We start from the raw sequence: 24373 nt of genomic DNA on the forward strand, positions 1-24373 counted from the left end.
GACCAATGACTAACCAACCACGCTGTTCGTTAATTTTGCTATAATTTTTCACTAAAAAAACTCATTTCAACTATAATTATCAGTCAAATTGTTCTTAAGACATATAAATCACAATAATAACCGCTGATTAAGTAAAAAAACTATACTTAGCAAAATGTTAAAAGAATAAAATTTGTCTTTATTTGAGTTAAATATAAATTAACAAATAAAAAGAGAGGCTCTATCACCGGTTATGTGATACAGCCTCTCTTTTTATTTTTATAAATCCTATCGAAATATTGATATCAAATATTCATTCACAAGGATTAGTTTTACTGTTAACATTTAATTTAAATATTATCAATAGTATTCAAACTAAATCAATTATTTAAGACACTGAAGCTTAACTTTTGTAAATCTGTCGAATTTCCTCCTACCATTACAACAAAGTTTCCAGGTTCGACAACCTCTTTCATTTCGCGGTTCCAAAGAGACAGCTCATTGGGAGTAATAGTAAAATCGACACGTTTAGTTTCACCTTTCTTTATAAATAATCTTTTGAAACCTTTTAATGTTTTTTCTGGAGTTGTTACACTACTGTAAACATCATTAATATACAACTGAACAACCTCATCACCATCAAAATTTCCGACGTTTTTCACATCAATACTTACCTTCAATTCTCCGTTTGTCTTTATTTCAGCCGAACTGATAGCTAAATTCGAATATTCGAACTTTGTATAACTCAAACCATATCCAAAAGTATATAAAGGATTTTCACTTTCGCTGACATATCTATGAATAGCAGATCGTTTCTGATTGTAATAAATAGGAAGCTGTCCGACAGATTTAGGAAAGGTAATTGGCAGTCTTCCTCCTGGATTGTAATTTCCAAATAAAACATCAGCTACTGCCTTTCCTCCTGCTTCACCAGAAAACCAGCCTTCAACAATTGCAGGAATATTGTCGTTGATCCAGTTTACCGAAAGCGGACGGCCATTTAACAGTACACAAACTACAGGAGTTCCTGTTTTCTGAATTGCTTCAATAAGTTCTTGCTGCATTCCGTGTAAGTCTAAAGATGCAACATCTCTGTTTTCTTCTACCAATTCGTTAGATTCTCCTAACACCACAATAGCAACATCCGCTTTTTTAGCAATATCTATCGCCGGCTGAAAGTTTACTTTTTCTAAATTCCAGCGCAAGTGAGCTCTGGCTCCCCAGCCACCTTCCCACATTTCGATACGGACTTTGTATTTTTTTCCTGCTTCGATATTCTTTGGAGTCGTAACTATACTAGTTGCTCCCTTTGTCCAATTATCAATAACAAGCTGATCATCGATCCACATTCTGATTCCGTCATCAGAACTTAGTCCTAACCAGCCGTCAAAAGACTTTTCCGATTTTATGTAACCTGTCCAGCGAATAGAAAAATCATCATCGGTAACGCCATCACCCGGAGACCAAGGCCAGTCAAATTCCAATTGTTTATCTGTGCGGGTTAATGCCGGCTTTCCTTCTAAATTTCTATTGTTAAAGTATTCTCCCTTTAAACCATTTTGTGATTCGTCTGGTGTAAATAAAAATTTCGACGGAATAATTTGTCCTTTTACAATTAAGGGGACTCCTTCTTCATAAAGCACATTTGTATTAACGCCAACCACTTCTTTAATTCCTTCTAGAACGGTTTTCCCCACTTTGTTATGAACTGAATATCCTCCCAATCTTGACGCATCAGCATTGGGTCCGATAACGGCAATTGTTTGAATGTCTTTTTTTAAAGGTAAAATACTATTGTCGTTTTTTAATAAAACAATAGATTTAAGACCAGCTTCCAAAGCAATATCCTGATTTTCTTTGGTATGAAAACGCTCTTTGATTAAATGGTCTGCCGTATACGGGTTTTCGAATAGTCCCAATAAAAATTTAAGACGCAGCACACCACCAGCTGCACGGTCAATCTGCTCTATAGTGAGTTTTTTTTCGTTCACCAATTCAATAAGGCTTTGCTGCCAAAACTCATTTGTAAAATCATAAAACTGCATATCGACACCAGCCAAAACGGCTTGTCTGATACTTTCTTTTGGAGAATCTGTTACATGATGCGTGGTTTGAAGGTATTTAATTGCCCCTAAATCGGAGACTACAATCCCTTTAAACCCCCATTCTTTTCTTAAAACATCAGTTAATAACCAATGATTTGCTGCACAAGGAATTCCATCTAATTCTGAATACGCACACATTGTTCCTAAAGCACCGCCTTTTGTAAATGCTTTTTGAAATGACGGAAGATGATCTTCACGAGCCGAACGTTCTCCGACCAAAATTGGCGAAGAATTTCCTCCTGCCTGTGGAATACCGTGAACTGCAAAGTGTTTCGGTTCTGCAATTATAGAACGATCTGATTTTAAATCATCGCCCTGCATCCCTTTTATAAATGCCAAACCAATTTCACTGTTTAAATACGCATCTTCCCCAAAAGTTTCAGCAACTCTTCCCCAGCGTGGTTCGCGTCCTAAATCTAAATTTGGACCTAAACCAAAATGTACTCCGTGTGCCCTGGCTTCTGTAGCAATAACCTTTCCTACTTTACCAATAACATCCGTATCCCAGGTTGCTCCAAGACCAATGTTCATTGGAAAAGCCGTACTTCCGTCATCTAAATAACCGTGAAGCATCTCGCACATAATAAGGGCTGGAATTCCCCATTTGTTACTTTTGATTATCTCTTTTTGAAGATCATTAATCATTTTAGCCGATCTTGGATAAATATCGTGAATGGCTCCTATTCCTAGATTACCAGCTTTGTTTTTGGTTTTGGCTTTTGAAAAGTCTTCGCCTTCCTTAAAAAATTCGCCTTTATACATATCCATCTGGCGTACTTTTTCCTCAAGACTCATTCGGCTTAATAAATCATTTAAGCGCTCTTCAACTGGCAAAGCAGCATTTTGATACGGATATTTATTCTGTGCCGAAATCGGGTTAAAAAAGCCTAGAAAAGCAACTAAAACAATCGCTTTCTTTTTTAGTATTGATCGTAACATAATTTGTTTTTTTTAATTTTGAATCACTTTTAGTGCCGTTCCATTTACAAAATCATCGTGAGTGATAAAAAAGCTGTTATGGTCTTTTCCGTCTAATTGGATTTTTTTAATTTTCCCGTCATTATTGATTTCACGTTCAATTACGATACTTTTATTTTTATAATATTTTGAATCTAATTGAATCGTTATTTTATCAAACATTGGTGTTGTAATCGTGTATATTGGATTACCGGGAGCAATTGGATAAATTCCCATCATTGAGTATACCAGCCATGCAGACATTGTTCCGGTATCGTCATTTCCAGGTAATCCATTTGGTTTATTCTGAAAATATTCCTTCACTAATTTCTTGACCAATTCCTGACTTCTCCATTCCTCGCCTTTTACATAATTAAACAAATAAGGATAGGCAATATCAGGCTCGTTTGCCATATCAAATTGTTTTACATCAAAAAGCTGTTGCAATTGATTCGTGAAGTTTTTTTCTCCTCCCATCAATTTTATGAGTCCTTTGATATCGTGGGGCATCATAAAAGAATATTGCCACGCATTGCCTTCGATAAAACCAATATTTTCTTCGAAATTAGCTCCCGACAAAGGATCAAACGGCTCATAAAAACTGCCATTTTCTGTTCTTGGATGGAGCATTTTCAATTCTTTATCATATAATTTTTTATAGGATAAGGAACGATTTTTGAAACGGATATAATCTTCTTTTTTACCCAAGGCATCCGCCAAAAGTGAAATCGAATAATCGGAAGCGTTATATTCCTGAGTCGTAGAAACAGAACCTCTGTCTTTGGTCGTCACAAACCCTTTTTGAATATAGTCCTGAAGTCCGGGACGCAAAGGATTATTCTCAATCTGGTCAGCTCCTTTCAGCATGGCTTTGTAGGCTTTTTGCACATCAAAATCCCGAATCCCTTTTAGATAAGTATCCGCAATAACAATACTTGCAGGGTCGCCGACCATCGTAAATGTTTCTGTCGAATTTAATTCCCACTTGGGTAACCAGCCATTTTCATCATACATCTGAAGCATGCTTTTTACCATATCTGACTGCTGTTTTGGATACACCAAAGACATGAGCTGATGTAAATTTCTATAGGTATCCCAAAGTGAAAAAACAGTGTAGCGGGTTCCTGCTGTTTGACCAATTTTACCTGTTTTTATTTCAGGATATTGGCCATTAAAATCGTTTAAAGTATTTGGATGGATTAAGGTATGATACAATGCCGTATAAAAAACTGTCTTTTCTTCTTTTGAACCTCCTTCGACTAAAATCTTCGAAAGTTCCTGATTCCATTCGTTATAGGTATCTTTATAAACGGCATCAAATGATTTATTTCCAGTCTCTTTTTCTAAATTTTCTCTGGCATTTTCGATACTTACATACGAAACGCCAATTTTAACTTCGACAGTTTCTTCTTTATCAAAATGATACGTAAAATAAGTCCCAATGCTGTCGCCAACGACCATTTTGGTATTATTTTCCATCAATCTGGTTTTTCCATTATAAGTCATCCATTGTGCTTCGACTCCATTGTATTTTGACGGTTTTTTCCATACTCCAAACTTTGCTGCGGGTTTAGAAAACTTGGCAGCAAAATATACCGGATAAGCAGCTTCCGGGCTGTTGTAACAGAAAGAACCCACACTGCGCATTCCTTCAATTTCAGTTGATGAAACTATTTGTACCATCGCGCCTTCTTCATTTGTTAAACCCAAACCAAGATTTAATAAAATATTAGACTGCCCTTTTGGAAACGTAAATCTGCTTACACCCACTCTTTTCGAAGCGGTAAATTCAGCTTTAACATTGTATTTATCAATTTTTGAACTGTAATAAGCCGTTTTTGCCACTTCCTCAGAATAAGCCGAACCATATTTTAAATGATCCGTTTCAACATTACCGGTTGTAGGCATTAATAATATAACACCTAATTCTGGACAGCCTACCCCGCTTAAATTTACCTGAGAAAAACCAGTTAAAAAGGTATTCTCATTTACATACGGGTTGGAGAGCCAGCGGCTGTCTTTCTCTAATGGTAAATTTTTAGGCCCAGCTACATTAAACGGACTAATACTCGCCATTCCTCTTGGCGCAATTGGACCAGGAAAAGCGGCACCATAATTTGAAGTTCCAATAAATGGGTTTACGTAATCTGCAGGCTGCTGCGCATAAATAACTGCGTTACTAAAAAACAGCATGAGTAAACATGCTGTTTGTATTATACTCCTTTTATTCAAAACCATACTTTTAATTTTATCTGTTAACAGCTTCAATTTTTAATGTCCAAGCTTCTTTTGCCGGCAAGTTATTTCTTAAGCTTTCTGGAATTATAATTTTAAATCCTTCAGCTTCTTTTGTCCATTTTAAAGTTATTTTAGAACCTAACATCGTAATCTTAGTTCCTTTTTTAGGACTGATAGATTTTACCGTAAGTGTTGCCGGAATTTTATCTTCTCCATCTTTCGCCATATAAAACAAGAATACATTCCCTGCTTTATTCTGGGTCATGCAAATATTATTTTCTTTGTACGGTGCAATGGGTGCTGTGTTATAAATTGCCGTACTGTTTACTTTCATCCAATCGCCATAAGCGTTTAACAAATCGTACGCACCTTGCTGCCAATCTCCTTCTGGACTTGGAGCTACATTCAACAATAAATTTCCGCCTTTAGCCACAACATCAATAAGCATGTGTATTCCTTGTCTTCCAGTTAAATAGGCCGCATCTGGAGTATAAGACCATCCTCCGCCAGAAGTAATACAAGATTCCCAAGGGTAAGGAAGCGTTTTTTCTGGAACTCTGTTTTCTGGTGTTAGGTAGTTTTGGTTTTTACCATGAACTGCTCTGTCAACAACAATTAATCCTGGCTGTTTCTGACGGGCTTTTACAACCAGTTCATCCATTTTTGGATCTTGATTTACAACTCTGTGTTTGATAAAACCATTTTTCGCTTCGTTTTCGGCAAACTTTTCATCATAGTTTTCTTTGATGTTCAGCTGGTCTCTTTTTCTAACCCATCCTCCATCTAGCCATAAAATATCAATTTTACCGTAATCAGATAATAATTCTAAAATTTGGTTGTGTGTAAAATCAACATATTTCTGCCATTTTTCTGGATATAATGCTGGATCGTAATTTACATTTCTATCGAATGGAGGAAAATAAGGATCCCAGTAGTTTTCGTTATGCCAGTCTGGTTTTGAGAAATAAGCTCCAACAGATAAATTTTCATTTCTAAAAGCATTAAAAACTTCCTTGGCAATATTCGCTTTTGGATTAGTACTAAAAGGAACGTCTTTATTGGTTACTTTATAATCCGAATACTTGGTATCAAACATATTGAATCCATCATGGTGTTTTGTGGTAAAAACCATGTATTTCATTCCTGCATATTTCGCCGCTTTTGCCCATTTTTTAGGATCGAATTTTACTGGATTGAATGATTTTATCAATCCTTCATAATCCTTTACATACTGATTATAATTAGCTGGATTGCTTCCTTTTTTTCGTTCGCACCATCCATAATCTTCCGGGCAGATAGACCAGGATTCAACAATTCCCCATTGGCTGTAAGTTCCCCAGTGCATCAGCAGACCAAATTTTTCGCCTTGCCATACATCCAAATTTTTTAATACTAACGGATCTGTTTCCGGTACATATCTTTCGTCTTCATAAATCGCTTGTGAAAATAACTGCACCGAAAATAACAGGGCTAAAATTGCTATTCTTTTTTTCATTGTTCTCTCTCCTTTATATTTAAATTCTTTACTTATTTTTGTTTATTTCATTACTCAAAGAATAAGGAACATTTTCTGGCTTACCAGCCCAGTCTCTATTTGGTTTGTCTCCCAATTGAAATTCTAATTTTCCTCCATTTTGAATGGTTTCAAAATTGATAAAACTGTTAGAATATGCTTTTTTATTAAGGCTTGCCGACTGTATGTAGAAATTGCTTTTTGAATTGTCCTTCGAATTTATTTCAAACACATTTCCGTTTTCTAAATGTATTGTTGCTTTCTTAAATAAAGGGCTTCCAATAACATATTGATTAACACCCGGAGTAACAGGATAAAACCCTAAAGCACTAAAAACATACCAAGCGGAAGTTTGTCCATTATCTTCATCGCCACAATAACCATCTGGCGTTGGCTTATACAATTTTGTTAACACTTCCCTTATTTTCTCTTGTGCTTTATAAGACTTATTGGCATAATTATACAAATAAATCATGTGTTGTATGGGTTGATTTCCATGGGCATAATTCCCCATGTCTGCTACCTGCATTTCTCTAATTTCATGAATAGTCTGACCATAATACGAATCATCAAAATTTGGTGGCATTAGGAATACTTCATCCAATTTTGAAGCAAATTTTTCTTTTCCTCCCATCAAATCAATTAGCCCTTGAACATCATGAAATACAGACCAAGTGTAGTGCAAACTATTACCTTCGGTAAATGCATCACCCCATTTTAAAGGATTAAAAGGCGTTTGAAAATCACCTTCCTTATTTTTTCCTCTCATAAAGCGGGTTGAGGGATCAAATACATTTTTATAATTCATTGCTTTTTTAAAATACGTTGCAGCGATTTCTTTATCACCTAACTTCTCGGCCATTTTGGCTATTGTAAAATCGGCGTAAGCATATTCTAATGTTCTTGCCACATTTTCATTAACATCAACATTATAAGGAACATAACCTAAACTATTATAATAATTAAGCCCTTCACGGCCAACAGAGCTTACAGGCCTGCCTTCTTGAACAGTTGCATTTTTTAGAACAGCTTCAAATAACACTTTTGTATCTTTATTTTCTCCGGCTTTTAAAAAAGCATCTGCAATAATTGGAGCCGAATTGGAGCCGACCATACAATCTCTATGTCCCGGACTAGCCCATTCTGGCAGCCAGCCGGATTCTTTATACGTATTGGCAAGACCTTCCATAATATGACTATTCAATTCGGGATACATCATATTAAAAAATGGATAAACGGCTCTAAAAGTATCCCAAAAACCATTATCGGTAAACATATAACCCGAAAGAGTCTTCCCATTGTAAGGACTATAATGTACAACCTCATTATGTTTATCAACCTCATAAAATTTTCTTGGAAAAAGTAAAACCCGGTATAAGCAAGAATAAAATGTTCTGATATTGTCTATATTATCATCTTCTATTTCTATTTTGCTTAATTCTTTTTCCCAAGTCTGTCTGGCTTTTTCTTTAGTCTGCTCAAAAGTGTCTGTGCCAATTTCCGCTGCTAAATTTAATGTCGCCTGTTCAGGGCTTATAAAGGAAGAAGCTACTTTTACATGAACTGTTTCTCCTTTTTTGGTTTTAAAACCTATTATAGCTCCAACATGTTTTCCTTCGGCTGAAATTGAATTTTTTATTAACTGCCAACCGTCATTCCAAGTGTGATTTATTTCAAAATCTTTATCAAATTCGGCAACAAAATAATTATGAAAATTATCTGGAACACCACCACTATTATTTCTGCAATATCCAATAATTTTGCGTTCTCCGGGTATAATTTTCACCATTGAACCTTTAAAAAAAGCATCAAGCATTATATATGAAGTTTCAGATTCTGGAAATGTAAACTTAAATTGTGCCGCTCGCTCTGTAGGAGCCACTTCGACTGTAACATCATAATCTGCTAAATAAACAGCATAATAATACGGATGTACAGTTTCTGCCTTATGCGAAAACCAAGATTCACGCTCCTCTTCCTTAAACTTTAATTTCCCCGTTACAGCCATTAATGAAAACGCTGCATAATCATTAATCCAAGGACTTGGCTGATGTGTCTGTTTGATTCCTCTAATTTTTTTAGCATTATAGTTATACGTCCAGCCATCGCCCATTTTTGAAGTCATTGGTGTCCAAAAATTCATGCCCCAAGGAGTTGCAATAACAGGATACGTATTCCCATTAGATAAAGAAAAATCAGAATCAGTTCCCATTAAAGGATTGACTAAATCAGCTAGATTATTAGTTTCTAAACTATTTTCATTCTTACTTTTTTGCTTAATTTGACTGAATGAAACAAATCCTAGCATAAGAAAAAAAAGAAGAAATTTAATTGTTTTCATCATGATGATTTTTTAATTGTTCTCTATTACTTGTCCTTTATCTCCATAAAGCGCCACTTCGCCCTCTAGCTGTAATGCGATTACGGTAACCTCTGTATCTTGAACTTCCTCAGGCAAATCAATATACAATAAGCCTGGCACGTCGCTCCAATATTGTTTTCCTACTACATTTGTCGTTAATTTTGTGCCATTACCAACCACCCACGCTCTGTTGACTTTATTTTTCAAACCTTTTATTAAAAGAGGTCCGTTAGGATTATTATCAACGTATAAATACAATATAGTTTTGTCTTTAGATAATGCGGTATAACCATTAAAATGTCCAAAAGGGATTCCTGCTCTAGTGCCATATATAGCTTCTGCATGCTTATTTGTCCACCTGCCAATTCCTTTTAAAATAGCCACTTGCTCCTCTGGAATAGTACCATCTGGTTTAGGTCCAATATCCAGAAGTAAATTGCCTCCCATACTAATACAATCAACAAAAATTCGAATAAGCTGATTAACACTTTTGTAATTTTTATCATTGGGCTGGTATCCCCACGAATTGTTCATTGTCATACATAATTCCCAATAATTATTATCTGGTTTAATGATGGGAACACCTTGCTCGGGAGTGGCATAATCACCATAACCCTGTAATCTTGAATTGATTATGGTATTAGGTGTTTTTTGCAATAATAATTCTCTAATTTCTTTAGCTTTCCACTTCTCAGCAGATTGTTCCCAATCACCATCAAACCAATATAAATCTGGATTGAATTTTGTTAGTTCTTCTAATTGTCCAAAATTGAATTTAGTAAATGCATCCCACTTGGTATCATCATTAGTATAGCGTTTTTGGTCTCTCAAAAAATTAGGATAATCTGGATTTGACCAATCGAGTAATGAATAATAAAGTCCAATCTTTAAATTTTGTTTACGGGCTGCATTTACAAACGGGCTAATTAAATCTTTCTTTGCTTTCGTTTTTTTTACCACATTTAAATCGCTTTGTCTGGTGTCCCAAAGAGCAACACCATCATGATGTTTTGTCGTAATTACAGTATATTTAGCACCACTTTCTTTAATAAGCTGCGCCCATTGCTCAGGGTCATAATTTTTAGCTGTAAATCCATCTAACTGTTTCATATAATCAGTATAGGAAATGTATTTATTATAAAAAGACCATGATTCATCGATACCGTTTACGGAATAAATACCCCAGTGAATAAAAACACCTAATTTAGCATCTTTAAACCATTCCATCCGGTCTTCATTTGTCCCCTTTTTTTCTTGCCCAATAGTTTGAATTACTGCCAAAAAAAATAAGACCACTGCTATTTTAAATTTTTTCATTAGTGTAATTGTTAATTCACTACAATTTCATCTACAAATAACCAAGTACCGCCGCCGCTTGGCGCTTTTCCTAAATTTGAAGCAATTACTTTTACAAACCTTGTCTTTTTTGTGTCAAAATTCACTTTAAAATCTTTCAGTTCTGTATTTATATTTGGAGCGAATGCTCGTTCCGTTTTTGCAGTTTCTTTATAATTAATTCCATCATCAGAAACATACACTGTAACAGCTGTCGGGAAATAAATACCCGAACCCTGACTCTCTAAACTGCCCAAGATAACGTGTTGTATGTCCTGCTTAATTCCTAAATCTATCACTGCTTCCATATCGCTATTAAGCCAAGCCTGCCATTGTCCGTCATGAAAGTTTTTTGTTCCTCTGATGATATTAACGAGACTTAAATCACCATCTCCTTTATAATTTTCATTAAATGGAGTTTTAAATTGTATTGCACTTCCTGATGCTTTATGAAACGTAATAGTATCTGTAAAAGTTTTACCTATCGGCTGATTGTCTTTGAACAATGAGGCTTTTATAACCGTAGTTTTGTCTATTTGAATAGCATCTTGGTATTTTACTGCATTTTGAGTAATTTCCTGATCTCCCAACACATATCGAATATCTGGTTTAGGGAATTCATTCTGCAAGCTTATTGATACTTTTTTGCTTGCAATATCTACTTTGCTTGAAGCCACTATTAAGTAGGCACTTTTCGCATAATTGATTCCTAAATAATCATAACGCTGGAACAAAGCACCAAGCCTAGATGAAAAATCATCCCAGTTACGAGACTCTTTTGTACTCCATAACGTTTCTGAAAAAGCGGCTAATCTTGGAAAAAGCATGTATTCTGAAAGTGCATCCGTATTAATAAATTCTGCCCATAAATTAGCGTGGCCTCCTAATATGTGTTTTGCAACTTCTGGACTCATCGCATCGGCAATTGGGTCGAATTCATATACGGTATGCAGTGGCAAAAATGCATTGAAAGCTGTAGGTTCATCATTTTGTGGTCCTTGGTAAAAATTAAAATAGCAGTGAGATTCCGGCGTCATTATAACATCGTGTTTTTGTTCCGCAGCTTCTATTCCGCCTTTTGTTCCTCTCCAGCTCATTACAGTTGCTTCCGGAGCCAGACCTCCTTCCAGGATTTCATCCCAGCCAATCATTTTTTTACCTTTCGAATTGATGTATTTTTCTATTCTTTTTACAAAATAGCTTTGCAGTTCATTTACATCTTTTAAGCCTTCAGCCTGAATCCTTTTTTGACAATAAGGACACGTTTTCCAATGATCTTTGGTTGCTTCATCTCCGCCAATATGAATGTATTTTGATGGAAAAACAGCAATAACTTCGTCTATAACATTTTCTAAAAATTCAAAAGTACTTTCCTTTCCTGCACAGAAAATATCGGTAATTGGCCAAACACCGCCAGAAGGAACTGCGATTGGTTTTTCTACACAAGATAAAAAAGGATAAGCTGCAATTGCGGCACTTACGTGTGCCGGCATTTCGATTTCGGGAATGATCTCAACATTTTTAATTGCTGCATAAGCCACAATTTCTTTCAGTTCTTTCTGTGTCAGGAAGCCTCCATATGTTCCTTTTTGGTTCGGATCATTAACGGCTCTTGCGTTCCATGCTTTATCTTCCTGATCGACTCTCCATGCACCAACTTCAGTCAGCTTAGGGTATTTTTTAATTTCCATTCTCCAGCCTTGATCATCGACCATGTGCAAACGCAAAACATTCATTTTGTGCATTGCTAAACGGTCTATTGTCTTTAGGATGTACTCCTTTCCAAAAAAATGACGGGATAAATCCAGCATTAAACCTCTTTGTTCAAAGCGGGGCTTGTCTTTTATTTCTATCGCAGGAATTATCCATGCTGTATTAGCAATAACTGTTTTGCTTTCTATAGCCACAGGAAGTAATTGACGCAACGTTTCCAGCGCGTACATAAAACCAGCACTGCTTTTTGCCGTAATAATTACATTGTTTTTGGATGCTTTTAATTCGTAGGCTTCGTTCTCAAAACTAGTATTGACAACAAATTGCACATAATTGCTTTTTGGAGCTTTAGCTGTAATTTGTAATTTCAATCCTACTGCTTTCCCGAATTTACTGACAAATGCAGTAACACTTTCCTTTTGAGATTTATCAGTAATTACCAATTTTGTATTTCCTGAAAATTCAAATACACCTTCAGAAATTTTTAACGAGGCAGGTTTCGGAATGATCTGAATGTCATTTTCTGTAAATACTTTTTGTGCAAAACAAAAATTACATACAAATGCTGTAATCACAAGTATGATAGAGGATAACTTCTTCATGTTATTTATTTAATGATGGTGTTATTTTAAATTGATACTGATACATTTTGTCTCTCAGCAGGTATTTTTCCATTGGCCAAGCCTGCCAGCTGTCGATTCCTCCTACTCCCATTTGTTTGTAATCTATCTTTAAACTCGTCAAATCTCTTTCTTTAAGTTCCTCAGAATGTCTTTGATTTTTTTCTAATCCATCGTCAAGATCTTCATTTAAAAAGTGTAAAGCCGTAACACTCAAAAGTTCATCCGAAGTAACCTTTATTTTTAAATCAGCATTTGATAATTCCAGCCATCTTACGTCTGTTTTATTTCCTGTTTCCTGCGGACGGATATACGGATAAAATTGTTCTGAAACGGTTTGGTTGTAAATTCCGACTTGAGAACTGTAATTTCTGTCGATATAATTTTCATGAGGGCCTCTTCCGTAGTAACTCATAGTGCTAAAATCCTTCGGAAGAATAATTTCCATTCCAAATCTTGGCAGCATTGGCACTTCTTTCGTTTTATCAATATACAGCTGCTCTTTTACATTTAATTCACCTTTGCTGTTTATTTCATAAGTAAGTTCTAATTGTGAAGAAACCTGAGGAAGACTATACGCTACTTTTACCTGCACTTTATTGTCTTTTGTAATTGTATAACTCCAATTTACAAGCATTGGATTTTCTGAAGCTTCTTTCCAAGCCACAAGATTCCTTTGAAAATTAGCTCCAAAATCATTATCGTTTGGTGCTCTCCAAAAATTAGGACGCAATTGATAACCCTCTTTTAAAATGGGCTGATTGTTGAATGAATAAGCATTTATAAATCCTGATTTTTTATCAAAAACTATTTCAGCTTTATCACTTTTAAATAAGGTACTGTTCTCTTTTTTCTCTACAGCAATTTTTCCAGCTCCTTCAATTTTTATATCGTTTTTCCAGCTTCCTTTATAGGCTAATTGTTCTGTTGCAATTTCAAAACCTTTCGGTAACAATGGTTCATCTTGTTTGATATGATACGTAACATTTATAAAAGCTTCGCTAAACTGTTTTCCTTCCAGATTAACTGGTAAAGCATACGATTTAGTTTCATGAGCGTTAATGTCTAAATTATCGATAACACCGCCTGTATCTTCTTTACCATCTAAAACTAATCTCCATTGTAAACTTACATTGCTTAAATTTTTAAAGAAGAATTCATTGTAAACTTTAATCGTTGCTGTGGCTGGATTAACCCAAGAAGTATGAATGTCCTGATATACATTTCGCATTTCAAAAGCATGCGGATTTGGTTTTCTATCCGGGCTGAAAACACCATTGTTTAGAAAATTATTATCGCTTGGCACATCTTTAGGACCAAAATCACCGCCGTAAGCAAAAACAACTGTTCCGTCTGGCTGTGTTTTATAAACCGATTGATCGATCATATCCCAGATAAATCCTCCCTGAAAATTAGGATGCGCTCTAATAACATCCCAATAATCTTTAAAATTCCCCATCGAATTTCCCATAGCATGCGCATATTCACATTGAATATACGGACGATCCGGATGTGGATTTGCCATAATATATTCTTCCATTTTATTAGGAGAACTGTACATTGGGTCAATAATATCAGAGTCCCAATCGTATTTTAAATCTTTTCCGTCCCAAGCTCCCGCAGTTGCTCTCTCGTACTGAATTGGTCTTGATTTATCACGATTTTTTATCCACAAATATCCTCTGTAAAAGTTGTAGCCGTTACCTGCTTCATTGCCCATACTCCAGATAATTACAGACGCATGGTTTTTGTCTCTTTCCACCATACGTTGCATCCGCTGTAGATGTGCCAATTCCCAATCTGGTTTATTTCCTAGTGTTTTGATAATATCATAACCCATACCGTGGGATTCTAAATTGGCTTCATCCACTACATAAATTCCGTATTTATCACATAAGTCATAAAAATATTCATCATTTGGATAATGTGATGTTCTCACCGCATTGATGTTAAATTCCTTCATCAATTTAATATCTTCTTCCATTCGTTCTCGGGAAACGGTTTGTCCAGTAACGGGATCCGTTTCATGACGGTTTACTCCTTTTATGTAAACTGGTTTTCCATTTACTAACAGCTGTCCTTTTTTTATTTCTACTTTTCTAAAGCCGACTTTTTGATGGATAACTTCTACAACTTTTCCTTTTTTATCTTTTAAAATAAAATCTACCTGATATAAATTTGGAATTTCTGCACTCCATTTTTTTGGATTATTTACAGCAAATTCAAATGTTTGTTTTTTTGTAAATTCAGATACTGTGATATTTTTTGAAGCAATAATCGTTTCGCCGTCTTTTAGTTTTACTTCTAATGTGTAGCTGCCTGTTTTATTTAAATCTGAAAATTCAGTTGAAATTTTCATACTCCCATTTACATAAGAAGCATCCAGATCTGGAATAATCTCATAATCTTTTAAGTGGACTTTGTTTCTGGCAAACAGATACGTATCTCTTGTAATACCACTCATTCTCCAGAAATCCTGACATTCTAAATAGGAACCGTCACTCCATTTCATTACTTTTAAAACGATATTGTTTCTACCAGTTTTTAAAAATTTATTTAAATTGAATTCAGACGGTAATTTACCATCTTCACCATAGCCAACATAAATGCCATTTATCCAAACTGTAAGATTAGATTTTGCAGCGCCGACATGCAGAAAAATATCTTTTCCCTCCCAGCTTTTATCAACCGTAATTTCTCTTCTGTAAACTCCTGTCGGGTTATGACTTACTGGAACAAAAGGTGGTTTTATTGCAATGTATTTAGCAAAATCATAAGTGGTATTAGTATAAATTGGATACCCGTAGCCGTTTACATCCCAGCTGGCAGGAATTTTGAAGTTATCCCAATCATGATCATCAAAATTGCTGTTTTCATATCCGGTCGGCAAATCATTCGGGTTTTCTACGTATTTAAATTTCCATGGCCCGTTTAAATCCAGATAATTTTTAGATTCCTTCCAATCGTTTTTGGTGACTAATGCTTCATTTTTAAAAACATAATAGGCAGCATGCATTGGCTCTCTATTCTCTTCGTTTATTTTTTCGTTCTGCCAAAAAGGAGTAGTTTCCTGCGCTAAACAAGATAAAGAGACTGTTAAAAATAATAATGTTGCTGAGAGACTGATTTTCATCAAATTAATTTTATAATTATTTCCAAGGCATTTTAAACTTTGCATCTTCCATTCTATGTCCTTTTTCATCATCAGAGACAGCATAATTAAAACCTGACCTTAGACTGTAACCTGCATATTCTCCGTTTTTATTCAAAGCAATAAACCCAACTTGCAGATATTCCATGTCTTTATGGTTTTTATGCTTGTTGTAAATGCGTTCTGTAATTTCTTTACAGGCATCAAAAGGGGATTTCCCCTGACGCATTAATTCAACCACCATGGCACTTCCTGCTGTTCTAATCACGGCTTCACCTAAACCAGTTGCTGCTGCAGCACCAACTTCGTTATCCAGGAAAAGACCCGCGCCGATTATGGGGGAATCACCGACGCGACCGTGCATTTTCCAGGCGGCGCCGCTAGTAGTACAGCCACCGGTAAGATTTCCATCTTGATCTAACATTAGCATGCTTATGGTATCATGATTTTCTATATTGATTACTGGCTTATATTTAGAATCTTCGAGCCATTTTTTCCAGTCTTTTTCAGATTCTGGCGTTAACAGGTTTTCTTCTTTGAACCCCTCAGAAAGTGCAAATTGAAGTGCTCCCTGACCCGCCAGCATCACGTGCGGTGTGTTTTGCAATACTCTTTTGGCTACCGAAATAGGATGCATAATACCTTGCAGAAAACAAACCGAACCACAATTGCTATTGTGATCCATAATGCAGGCATCTAAAGTTACTTTTCCATCGCGGTCTGGATAGCCGCCATAGCCAACGCTTCGGATCTTTGGATCTGCTTCTGGGATTTTCATTCCGGCTTCAAGTGCGTCTAAGGCTGGTTTTCCTGCTTTTAATTGTTTCCATGTTTCTTCATTAGCAGGTAAACCATGATTCCATGTTGAAATAACAACAGGTTTTTTTTGCTTTTTTCCGATGCCTTCCGTTTTATTCTCTGTAGCAGCAAATCCGCTATGACCAAAAAATGAACTTACGGCCAACGTGCCTAAAGTAGTTTTTTTTATAAAATCTCTTCTGTTTGACATAAGTTTTAGTTTTTAGTTAAATATTTTAGAAGATAATGCCATATTATTTTTAGTGTTTTTATTTGGTAATAATCCCATATTAAATACTAAAATGCCGCCTTCGTTAATTTCTTTTTGTGTTATATAGTTTCTCTCTATTTTTTGTCCATTCAACTCAATAGATTGTATGCAGCTATTTTTATTGCTGTTATTGATTGCTTTGATAACAAATTTTTTACCGTTCTCTAAATTAATTGTTGCATTATTAAATAAAGGTGACCCAAAACTATACACGCCCTGCGCAGGATTTACCGGATAAAAGCCTAAAGAACTAAGTACGTACCATGAAGACATTTGTCCGCAATCTTCGTTTCCACAGTGTCCATCGGGAGCATTTTTATACTGAGCCGTTAAAATATCCCTGACTAATTTTTGTGTTTTCCATGGTTTACCAATATAATTATATAAGTAAGCTACATGATGACTGGGTTCATTTCCATGCGCATATTGTCCTATCATTCCTGTACTGAATATGGGCAGTTTATCTCCTTTAACTGGCTTTAAAGAAAACATGGTATCTAATTTTTTTTCAAATGCATCATTGCCTCCAAGCACATTAATCAATCCTTCAATATTTTGAGGAACAGACCAAAAATACTGCCATGCATTGCTTTCGCAGAAATAGGGCATATATTCTTTTGGTATAAAATTATTGATAAAATTGCCGTTTTCTAATTTAGGACGCATGAATTTACTTTTGGCGTCATACAGATTTCTCCAGTTTTCAGAACGATTCAAGAAATATTCGTAATCGCTTAATTTATGTAATGCTTTTGCAAACTGCGCCAGACACCAATCATCATAAGCATACTCCAGTGTTTTTGAAACTGACCAATTTTCATTGGAATCATCTGCAGGAACATATCCTAAAGTTTTATAAGTATCTAACTGTCTTGAATTAACCATTGAGCTTTCTTTACATGCTCGATAAGCTAAATCAGTATCAAAGTTTTTTATTCCTTTAAAATAAGCATCAACAATAACGGGGATGGCATGATTACCAATCATCATATTGGTTTCATTTCCCTGTAATGACCATACAGGCAGCAAACCCGTTTCTTTATAATGTGCCAATAATGAATTAATCATATCCGACACTCGTTTTGGATGTAAAATAGTGTACAAAGGATGAGCCGCACGATAGGTATCCCATAACGAAAACGTATCGTATCGATCAAAGTCTTTAGCATTTATAATACTATCATTTGCCCCTTTATAGTTCCCATTACAATCACTTAACAATGTAGGTGCCAGCATCGATTGATACATCATTGTATAGAAAATTTTCTTTTTGGTATCGTCTGGCGTTTCAATTTGAATTTTATTCAGTTCTTTTTCCCAAAGAGCCGAAGCTTTCGTTTTATACCCTTCAAAATTAAAATCGGGAGCTTCCACTGCTAAGGATTTGTAAGCTCCTTCAATAGCGGCTGTAGAAAGACCTGTTTTTAAAACTATTACTTCAGCAACAGCAGTATCATAATTTAAAGTAATTTTGGTTTTAATTCCTTTTGAAGGATTGGTTGTAAGCGAATCATTTTTGAAAATCTGATAGGATTTAAACGGTTTTGAAAGTTTTATTACAAAATATACGCGCTGCACTTTGGCCCAGCCGGTAGATTTCCTATACCCTTCAATAGTCGTTTTATCCACAACATTAATATAGGTATCTGTAGGTGCATCCCAATTTAATGCATAGCCTAAATCAATGTGAATTTGTGATGCATTATCTTTAGGAAATGTATATTTATGAATACCTGTTCTAGCTGTGGCTGTAAGTTCGGCTTTTATTCCAAAATCTAATAAATCTACTGCATAATACCCTGGAACTGCCGTTTCTTTATCATGTAAAAATCTGGAAAACGGCATGAAATTATTGTCTTTAATCCGTTTTGAAAATCTGCTGTTGGTGGGCATCACCAAAATATCGTATAAATCGCCCGCACCAGTTCCTGATAAATGTGTATGTGAAAATCCAGAAATAATAGAATCTTTATAAAAATAGCCTGATATTCTATCCCATCCCGGAATGCCAATATCAGGACTTAATTGTACCATCCCAAAAGGTACAGCTGCTCCGGGATAGGTATTCCCAGGACCAGCTGTACCAATGAATGGATTTACATACTTAGTTAATTGAGCATAGCTTTTATGCAGTCCGCAATTAGACAAAACCAATACAAATAATACATATATCAGATATTGTTTTTTCATTATTTTATTTTAAGCTTGCCTTGGTTTCTTTTATCGTTTTTAAATTACTCTCTGTTAAAGCATTGCCATCAAAGAAAGAAACACCTTTTGCACCATTCTGTTTTGCTTCTAAAATAGCTTCTTTCAATTCTGCATCCGATTTTAATCCCGGAATGTAAATTCCGGTATTAATTTTTGTTTGTTTTCCTTCTAAATCAGTTACACCTTGTTTGGTCGCATAACCAACCCAGTCAATTTCCTCATCATAAAAACTGTGGTAAATCATCGGATATACTTCATCAATATTCCATTTGTCCCAGCGCTGACGCACCATGTGATCTGCCATTTCTGGATAAGGGAATACGGCTGCTGTTAGTTTTTTATTGTATTTATGAGCAATTTTATATGCATCATCAACAACTGCTTTTATCGCATTTAACCGGAAGTTTTTCCACTCCATATCGATTGATGTATTGTGGCTTGTCTTTGGATTTTTATGATGCAATTTTTCAAACTTGCTTACACACGCATCGCAGTAACAAAAATCGAATTGTGGCAATTCTACGTCCTGAACCAAATTGTATTTTGGCAATAAACTGATTGGCAAAAAGATGTCTGGGAAACGGATGTAATCCAAATGTACGCTTTCGATTCCTTCTACTTTTGCCAGACCTTCAACCAAACCTAAAACGTGATCTCTTGATTCTTTTTTTGTAGGACACAGCCATTGATAATAATCTACGTATGGACGATTATCAAAACATGATTTTCCCTCTTTACTTACCTGATACCAATCTGAATGCTGTAAGGCTACTGAATCTCCAGGTCTGTTCATAGCCATAATCCAGGCGTGTACTTTTAACCCTTTTTCTTTTGCAATTGGCACTAATCTTTCTAAAAGTTTTGGATCAGTATTGGTATTAATCAAAACTTCATCAATACCGCCATCTTTATATTTTTTAAATTCTTTTGCGTAATCTTCATTCGTTCTTTTCGCATCAGCTGTAATCCATACACCAAATTTGAAAGTGGTTTTTTCCTCTTTTTCTGCACATGAAAAAATACTCAGTGCTACTAAAAAAAGGAATAGTTTAGTTAGTTTCATTTTTGCTTGTTTTTAATTCGTTATAATTTTACCATCTTCTTTAATAATGTACTTTGTATTACTAAAAGGACTTTTTACTGAAATATTATATCCTGCTGCATGATTTTCGAGTATTGGTTTTAAAACTCTATTATCAATACTAATCCCTTCTTTAGTGAGATCTGCAATAGACTTAGCCCATGTTTTATGCTTTTGATAATATTCTTTTTGCAATCTGTAAAGTGCGTATAATTCCCATTTTACTTTTTCATCCTTTGGAATTACAAAACTATTATCAGCTTCTTTCGAAGAGAAATAAACATACCCCCATTTTTCGGGTTCATGCATATTGATGACTCCCATTGGTGACCAGACCCAGTTGTACTCTGGCAAAAATTTTCCATCAGTACCTTTCTTACGTTCGTAACCTTTGTCTATTACCGTGTGCTGCCAGTTTACTCTCGAAAAATTTACTCTCCAAAACTTATCTACAGGTACATTTTTGTCAAAATAAGAAGTTTTATAGGATGCCCAGGGAATCGCCATTTCTAATACCCAGCCTTCATCTCTGTCGTTTGGGTTATTAAGCGTTCCATTGATTTTTACTGCCGATTTTAGACCTGGAATATTCCAGTCATTCAAAACAACATTATCATTTTCACGGTAAGGTTTTGATAAAAAAAGATCCCAAGCTGTATTTAATGCATTTATTTCTAATTCATAATAGTTAAAAGTATCGCTGTCCGGATCAATAAAAACCTCAAAATCATTGTTGTAAAAGATAATCGTATCACGTTGTTTCAAATTTGCCCATACATCAGGCTCATCAAGTTTCGCTAGTATATAAAAATTGGTATCATCCCAGAGCATTTTCACTTTTGTTCCATATTTGGGTTTCTCAACACCCTCGATATCTGTAAAAAGAGCTGTCCAAGCCGCTTTGTTCCAAGCCGCATCAGACTCGTCTCCATCAATTACAATTGAATTCTCCGTTTTAGATGCTGTATACGTTTTAGGAGTAATTCGGTTCTTTGATTGTGAATAACCAATTATCGAAATAAGCCCTAAAGCAATTGCTAACCATTGAATTTTTAAATGCATGCTCTTTTTATAAACTGTTATCTTTTGTAAATTGTATTACTTCGCTTAGTTTACCAAATGCCATTGCAACGACGGTATCTGCGGCACCATAATATACGGCTAATTTATCTTCTTTTGTATCGTGCAAGGCAGCACAAGGAAATACTACATTAGGTACATCCCCAACCATTTCATAAGTCTCTGCAGGTCCTAATAAGTAAGGCTGAGTTCTGTATTTTACCTGATCTGGTGCGTCTGTTTCTAATAAAGCTGCTCCCATTGCATAACGGAAACCGTTGCAGGTATTAATAACACCATGGTAGATCATTAACCAGCCTTCTTCAGTTAAAATAGGAATTGGTCCTGCCCCCACTTTGGTACACTGCCAGGCACTTTGCTCAAATGGGCTTGGTTTCATTACCAATCTGTGTTCTCCCCAATATTTCATGTCCGGGCTGTAACTAATCCAGATATCTCCAAAAGGCGTATGTCCATTATCACTAGGACGGCTTAACATGGCATATTTTCCGTTTATTTTTTGTGGAAATAAAACTCCATTTCTGTTGAAAGGTAAAAAAGCATTTTCACATTGAAAAAATTCTTTAAAGTCAAAAGTATAACCAATACCAATTGTTGGTCCGTTGTACCCATTACACCAGGTGATCCAATAACGATCTTCTATAAAAACTACACGAGGATCATATTTATATGCCGATTCAATCATTTCGGTATTCCCAGACTGCATTACAATGGGTTCATGATTAATGTCCCAATCGATACCATTTTTACTAAAACCAGCAAAAATATTCATTTGTACTGCTTTGTTATCACATCTGAAAACGCCTGCAAATCCATCTCCAAAAGGTACTACAGCACTATTAAAAATACTGTTTGATGAAGGAATTGCGTATCTGTCAATAATAGGATTTTCAGAATATCTCCACATTACATCATTACTGTTTTCGGGTCTGTCTTGCCAAGGAATAGTACTCATTTTACTTTATTTTAAATTTATGTTTTTATTTTTTAATCTTCTATTTTACGAACTCTGTCTAACCAAGTAAATTTTAAAGTAACGGTCGTAGCCAAAAACACGATTAATGCAGCAATTGCTTTTGGATAATCTTTAATAATGAAGAAAATCGGAAGCAGGATCATACTCGACTGCCATACAATTCCAATGACACAATTGAGCATATCTTTATAAAAATCATTATTTTTTTGAAAAGAATTATCTTCTAATTTTAATGTTTTATATACTGGACTCCACCAGCCCCAAGGTCTCACGTTAGTGTAAAAAGATTTTAAGACTTCAATATCTGTTGGTTTGCTAAAGAAAGTTCCTAAAAGACAACCTAAAATAGAGAAACCAAATATTATTGGAAACAAATAAATTGCCTGCACTTGCGCTAATTCGTATAAAAAAGATTCTTCGGATAAACTTCCTTTGGCCTGGCCTAAAGCAAATTGTAAGGAAGCCACAATCAATCCGGCGAACATTCCCCAAAAATACCCCCATCCGTTAAAACGCCACCAAATCCATTTTAAGAAATTGGCAGCCACATAACCTCCGTATAATGCACTGGTAATCCAAAGCGTTAAAGAGTTAATAGAATCTGCAAAGAAGCCCATAAAAACACCCAGACCAACAACAATAAAAGAAGAGATCTGACTTACTTTGATATAATGTGCATTTGTTGCAACAGGTTTAAAGTATTTTTTATAAATATCATTTACAATATAGGCTGGTCCTGCATTTACAAAAGCAGAGAATCCAGACATAAATGCAGCTAATAAACCTGCTAATAAAATTCCTTTGATTCCGACTGGGATATATAAATTAACAACTTTTGGCATTAATAGTTCTAAGTCAGCGCCGGTTAAACCTGAATTGGCATTCAATTCTGGCGCTAAATTCATCAAGGCAATTACCACAATTCCTGTGATCAATAAATATCTGGGAATAAACAATATTAAATTAGTAAACCCGCTCATATATGCCGCTTCTTTTACCGATTTAGTAGAAAGAATTCTCTGTAAATCATAACTTGGCGTAGGTCCCGCAACACTGGCAAAAAATCCTTTGAATAAAGTCATCCCGATAAAAGCACCAAACATTTTGTAACCTTCAGAATCAATTAAATGATTGAAGGTTTGAAATTTTTCACTCCACTGGGTTTCGAACTGCCATCCGAAAAAGACATTTTTCCATTCCTCAGTAATAACCGAATTAATCTCAAGCTGCGAATAGTTAATAAAAGCGTAACCTGCAATAAGAACCCCTGCAATAATCATGATTAAATATTGCACAACTTCTGTTGCAACGACTGAAAACATTCCCCCTTTAACCGTATAAATTGTAGTTAAAAATATAATTATCAAAGCATAAGAACGTTCTGATGTCAATAGCAGCAAATCACCATAATGAAGCGATAAATCCCAAGGAAGAATTATGGTTATAAATTTTCCGATTCCTTCAAAAAAGTAAGCGATAAAACCAATGGTCGAAATGATAGCAAAAATTGCTACTATAATATGGGATGCTTTTCCTGCTCGGTCACTCCCAAAACGAGTTAAAATCCATTCAGAGCCTGTCATTACTTTGGATCTTCTAATCCAGACAGCCAGAAACATCATCACAAAAATCTGATTCCAAATGGGCCAGAGCCACATAAACATGAAACTTTTTACACCATACAAAAACAGTACTCCAATCATCCAGGAAGTTCCCGAAACATCAAACATTCCTGATCCGTTGCTTAGACCTAAGAAATACCATTTGATTGTTTTCCCGCCAAGGAAATAATCATCTAACCCTTTTGATGCTTTTCTTGAAATCCAGATTCCTATTCCTACCGAAAGCAGAATATAAATCACGATGATTGATACGTCAATAATATCCATTAATTTTAGTTTTTATTAGTTAGTTTTTGTTTAGTCCTTAGTTATTAGTCCTCAGTCCCTAGTTGTTACTGCTTAGTGAAAACTGCTTTCTGCC

Annotated in this window: 13 protein-coding genes; all 13 read right to left on the reverse strand. The window is 35.3% G+C overall.

What is annotated here, in order from left to right; genetic code table 11:
* Window positions 1-359: 359 nt before the first annotated feature.
* Genes OZP07_RS13665 through OZP07_RS13725 form a run of 13 tightly spaced genes read right to left on the reverse strand, consistent with a single transcriptional unit; the run spans window position 360 to window position 24279 of the window.
* Window positions 360-3023, reverse strand: a complete 2664-nt coding sequence (locus tag OZP07_RS13665; protein WP_281635531.1) for a glycoside hydrolase family 3 N-terminal domain-containing protein — start codon at window positions 3021-3023, stop codon at window positions 360-362.
* Window positions 3024-3035: 12 nt separating this feature from the next.
* The gene (locus tag OZP07_RS13670) at window positions 3036-5234 is read right to left on the reverse strand and encodes a GH92 family glycosyl hydrolase (protein ID WP_281635532.1); all 2199 of its coding nucleotides are present in this window, start codon (window positions 5232-5234) and stop codon (window positions 3036-3038) included.
* Between the two features lie 55 nt (window positions 5235-5289).
* Window positions 5290-6774 (reverse strand): alpha-L-fucosidase, encoded by a 1485-nt coding sequence (locus OZP07_RS13675; RefSeq protein WP_281635533.1) that lies wholly within the window; start codon window positions 6772-6774, stop codon window positions 5290-5292.
* Between the two features lie 28 nt (window positions 6775-6802).
* Window positions 6803-9133: a GH92 family glycosyl hydrolase gene (locus OZP07_RS13680; RefSeq protein ID WP_432419567.1), complete on the reverse strand. Its 2331-nt coding sequence runs from the start codon at window positions 9131-9133 to the stop codon at window positions 6803-6805.
* A gap of 12 nt (window positions 9134-9145) precedes the next feature.
* Window positions 9146-10471 (reverse strand): alpha-L-fucosidase, encoded by a 1326-nt coding sequence (locus OZP07_RS13685; RefSeq protein ID WP_281635535.1) that lies wholly within the window; start codon window positions 10469-10471, stop codon window positions 9146-9148.
* Window positions 10472-10482: 11 nt separating this feature from the next.
* Complete coding sequence (locus OZP07_RS13690; protein ID WP_281635536.1) at window positions 10483-12804, reverse strand: glycoside hydrolase family 20 protein; 2322 nt, start codon at window positions 12802-12804, stop codon at window positions 10483-10485.
* A gap of 1 nt (window position 12805) precedes the next feature.
* Window positions 12806-15955 (reverse strand): beta-galactosidase, LacZ type, encoded by a 3150-nt coding sequence (gene lacZ, locus OZP07_RS13695; protein ID WP_281635537.1) that lies wholly within the window; start codon window positions 15953-15955, stop codon window positions 12806-12808.
* 16 nt (window positions 15956-15971) lie between these two features.
* Window positions 15972-16982, reverse strand: a complete 1011-nt coding sequence (locus tag OZP07_RS13700; RefSeq protein WP_281635538.1) for an isoaspartyl peptidase/L-asparaginase family protein — start codon at window positions 16980-16982, stop codon at window positions 15972-15974.
* A gap of 12 nt (window positions 16983-16994) precedes the next feature.
* A complete protein-coding gene (locus OZP07_RS13705) occupies window positions 16995-19232 on the reverse strand; it encodes a GH92 family glycosyl hydrolase (protein ID WP_281635539.1) in 2238 nt (745 codons plus the stop codon).
* A gap of 4 nt (window positions 19233-19236) precedes the next feature.
* A complete protein-coding gene (locus OZP07_RS13710) occupies window positions 19237-20316 on the reverse strand; it encodes a putative glycoside hydrolase (RefSeq protein ID WP_281635540.1) in 1080 nt (359 codons plus the stop codon).
* Window positions 20317-20328: 12 nt separating this feature from the next.
* Window positions 20329-21396: a carbohydrate-binding family 9-like protein gene (locus tag OZP07_RS13715; protein WP_281635541.1), complete on the reverse strand. Its 1068-nt coding sequence runs from the start codon at window positions 21394-21396 to the stop codon at window positions 20329-20331.
* A gap of 7 nt (window positions 21397-21403) precedes the next feature.
* A complete protein-coding gene (locus tag OZP07_RS13720) occupies window positions 21404-22369 on the reverse strand; it encodes a glycoside hydrolase family 130 protein (RefSeq protein ID WP_194642621.1) in 966 nt (321 codons plus the stop codon).
* 32 nt (window positions 22370-22401) lie between these two features.
* Window positions 22402-24279 carry a sodium:solute symporter family protein gene (locus OZP07_RS13725; RefSeq protein ID WP_281635542.1) on the reverse strand — a complete coding sequence of 626 codons (1878 nt, stop codon included), beginning with the start codon at window positions 24277-24279 and terminating at the stop codon, window positions 22402-22404.
* Between the last annotated feature and the right edge of the window lie 94 nt (window positions 24280-24373).

Origin of the sequence: Flavobacterium marginilacus (genome assembly GCF_026870155.1) — a bacterium.
In the GTDB taxonomy this organism is placed as follows: domain Bacteria; phylum Bacteroidota; class Bacteroidia; order Flavobacteriales; family Flavobacteriaceae; genus Flavobacterium; species Flavobacterium marginilacus.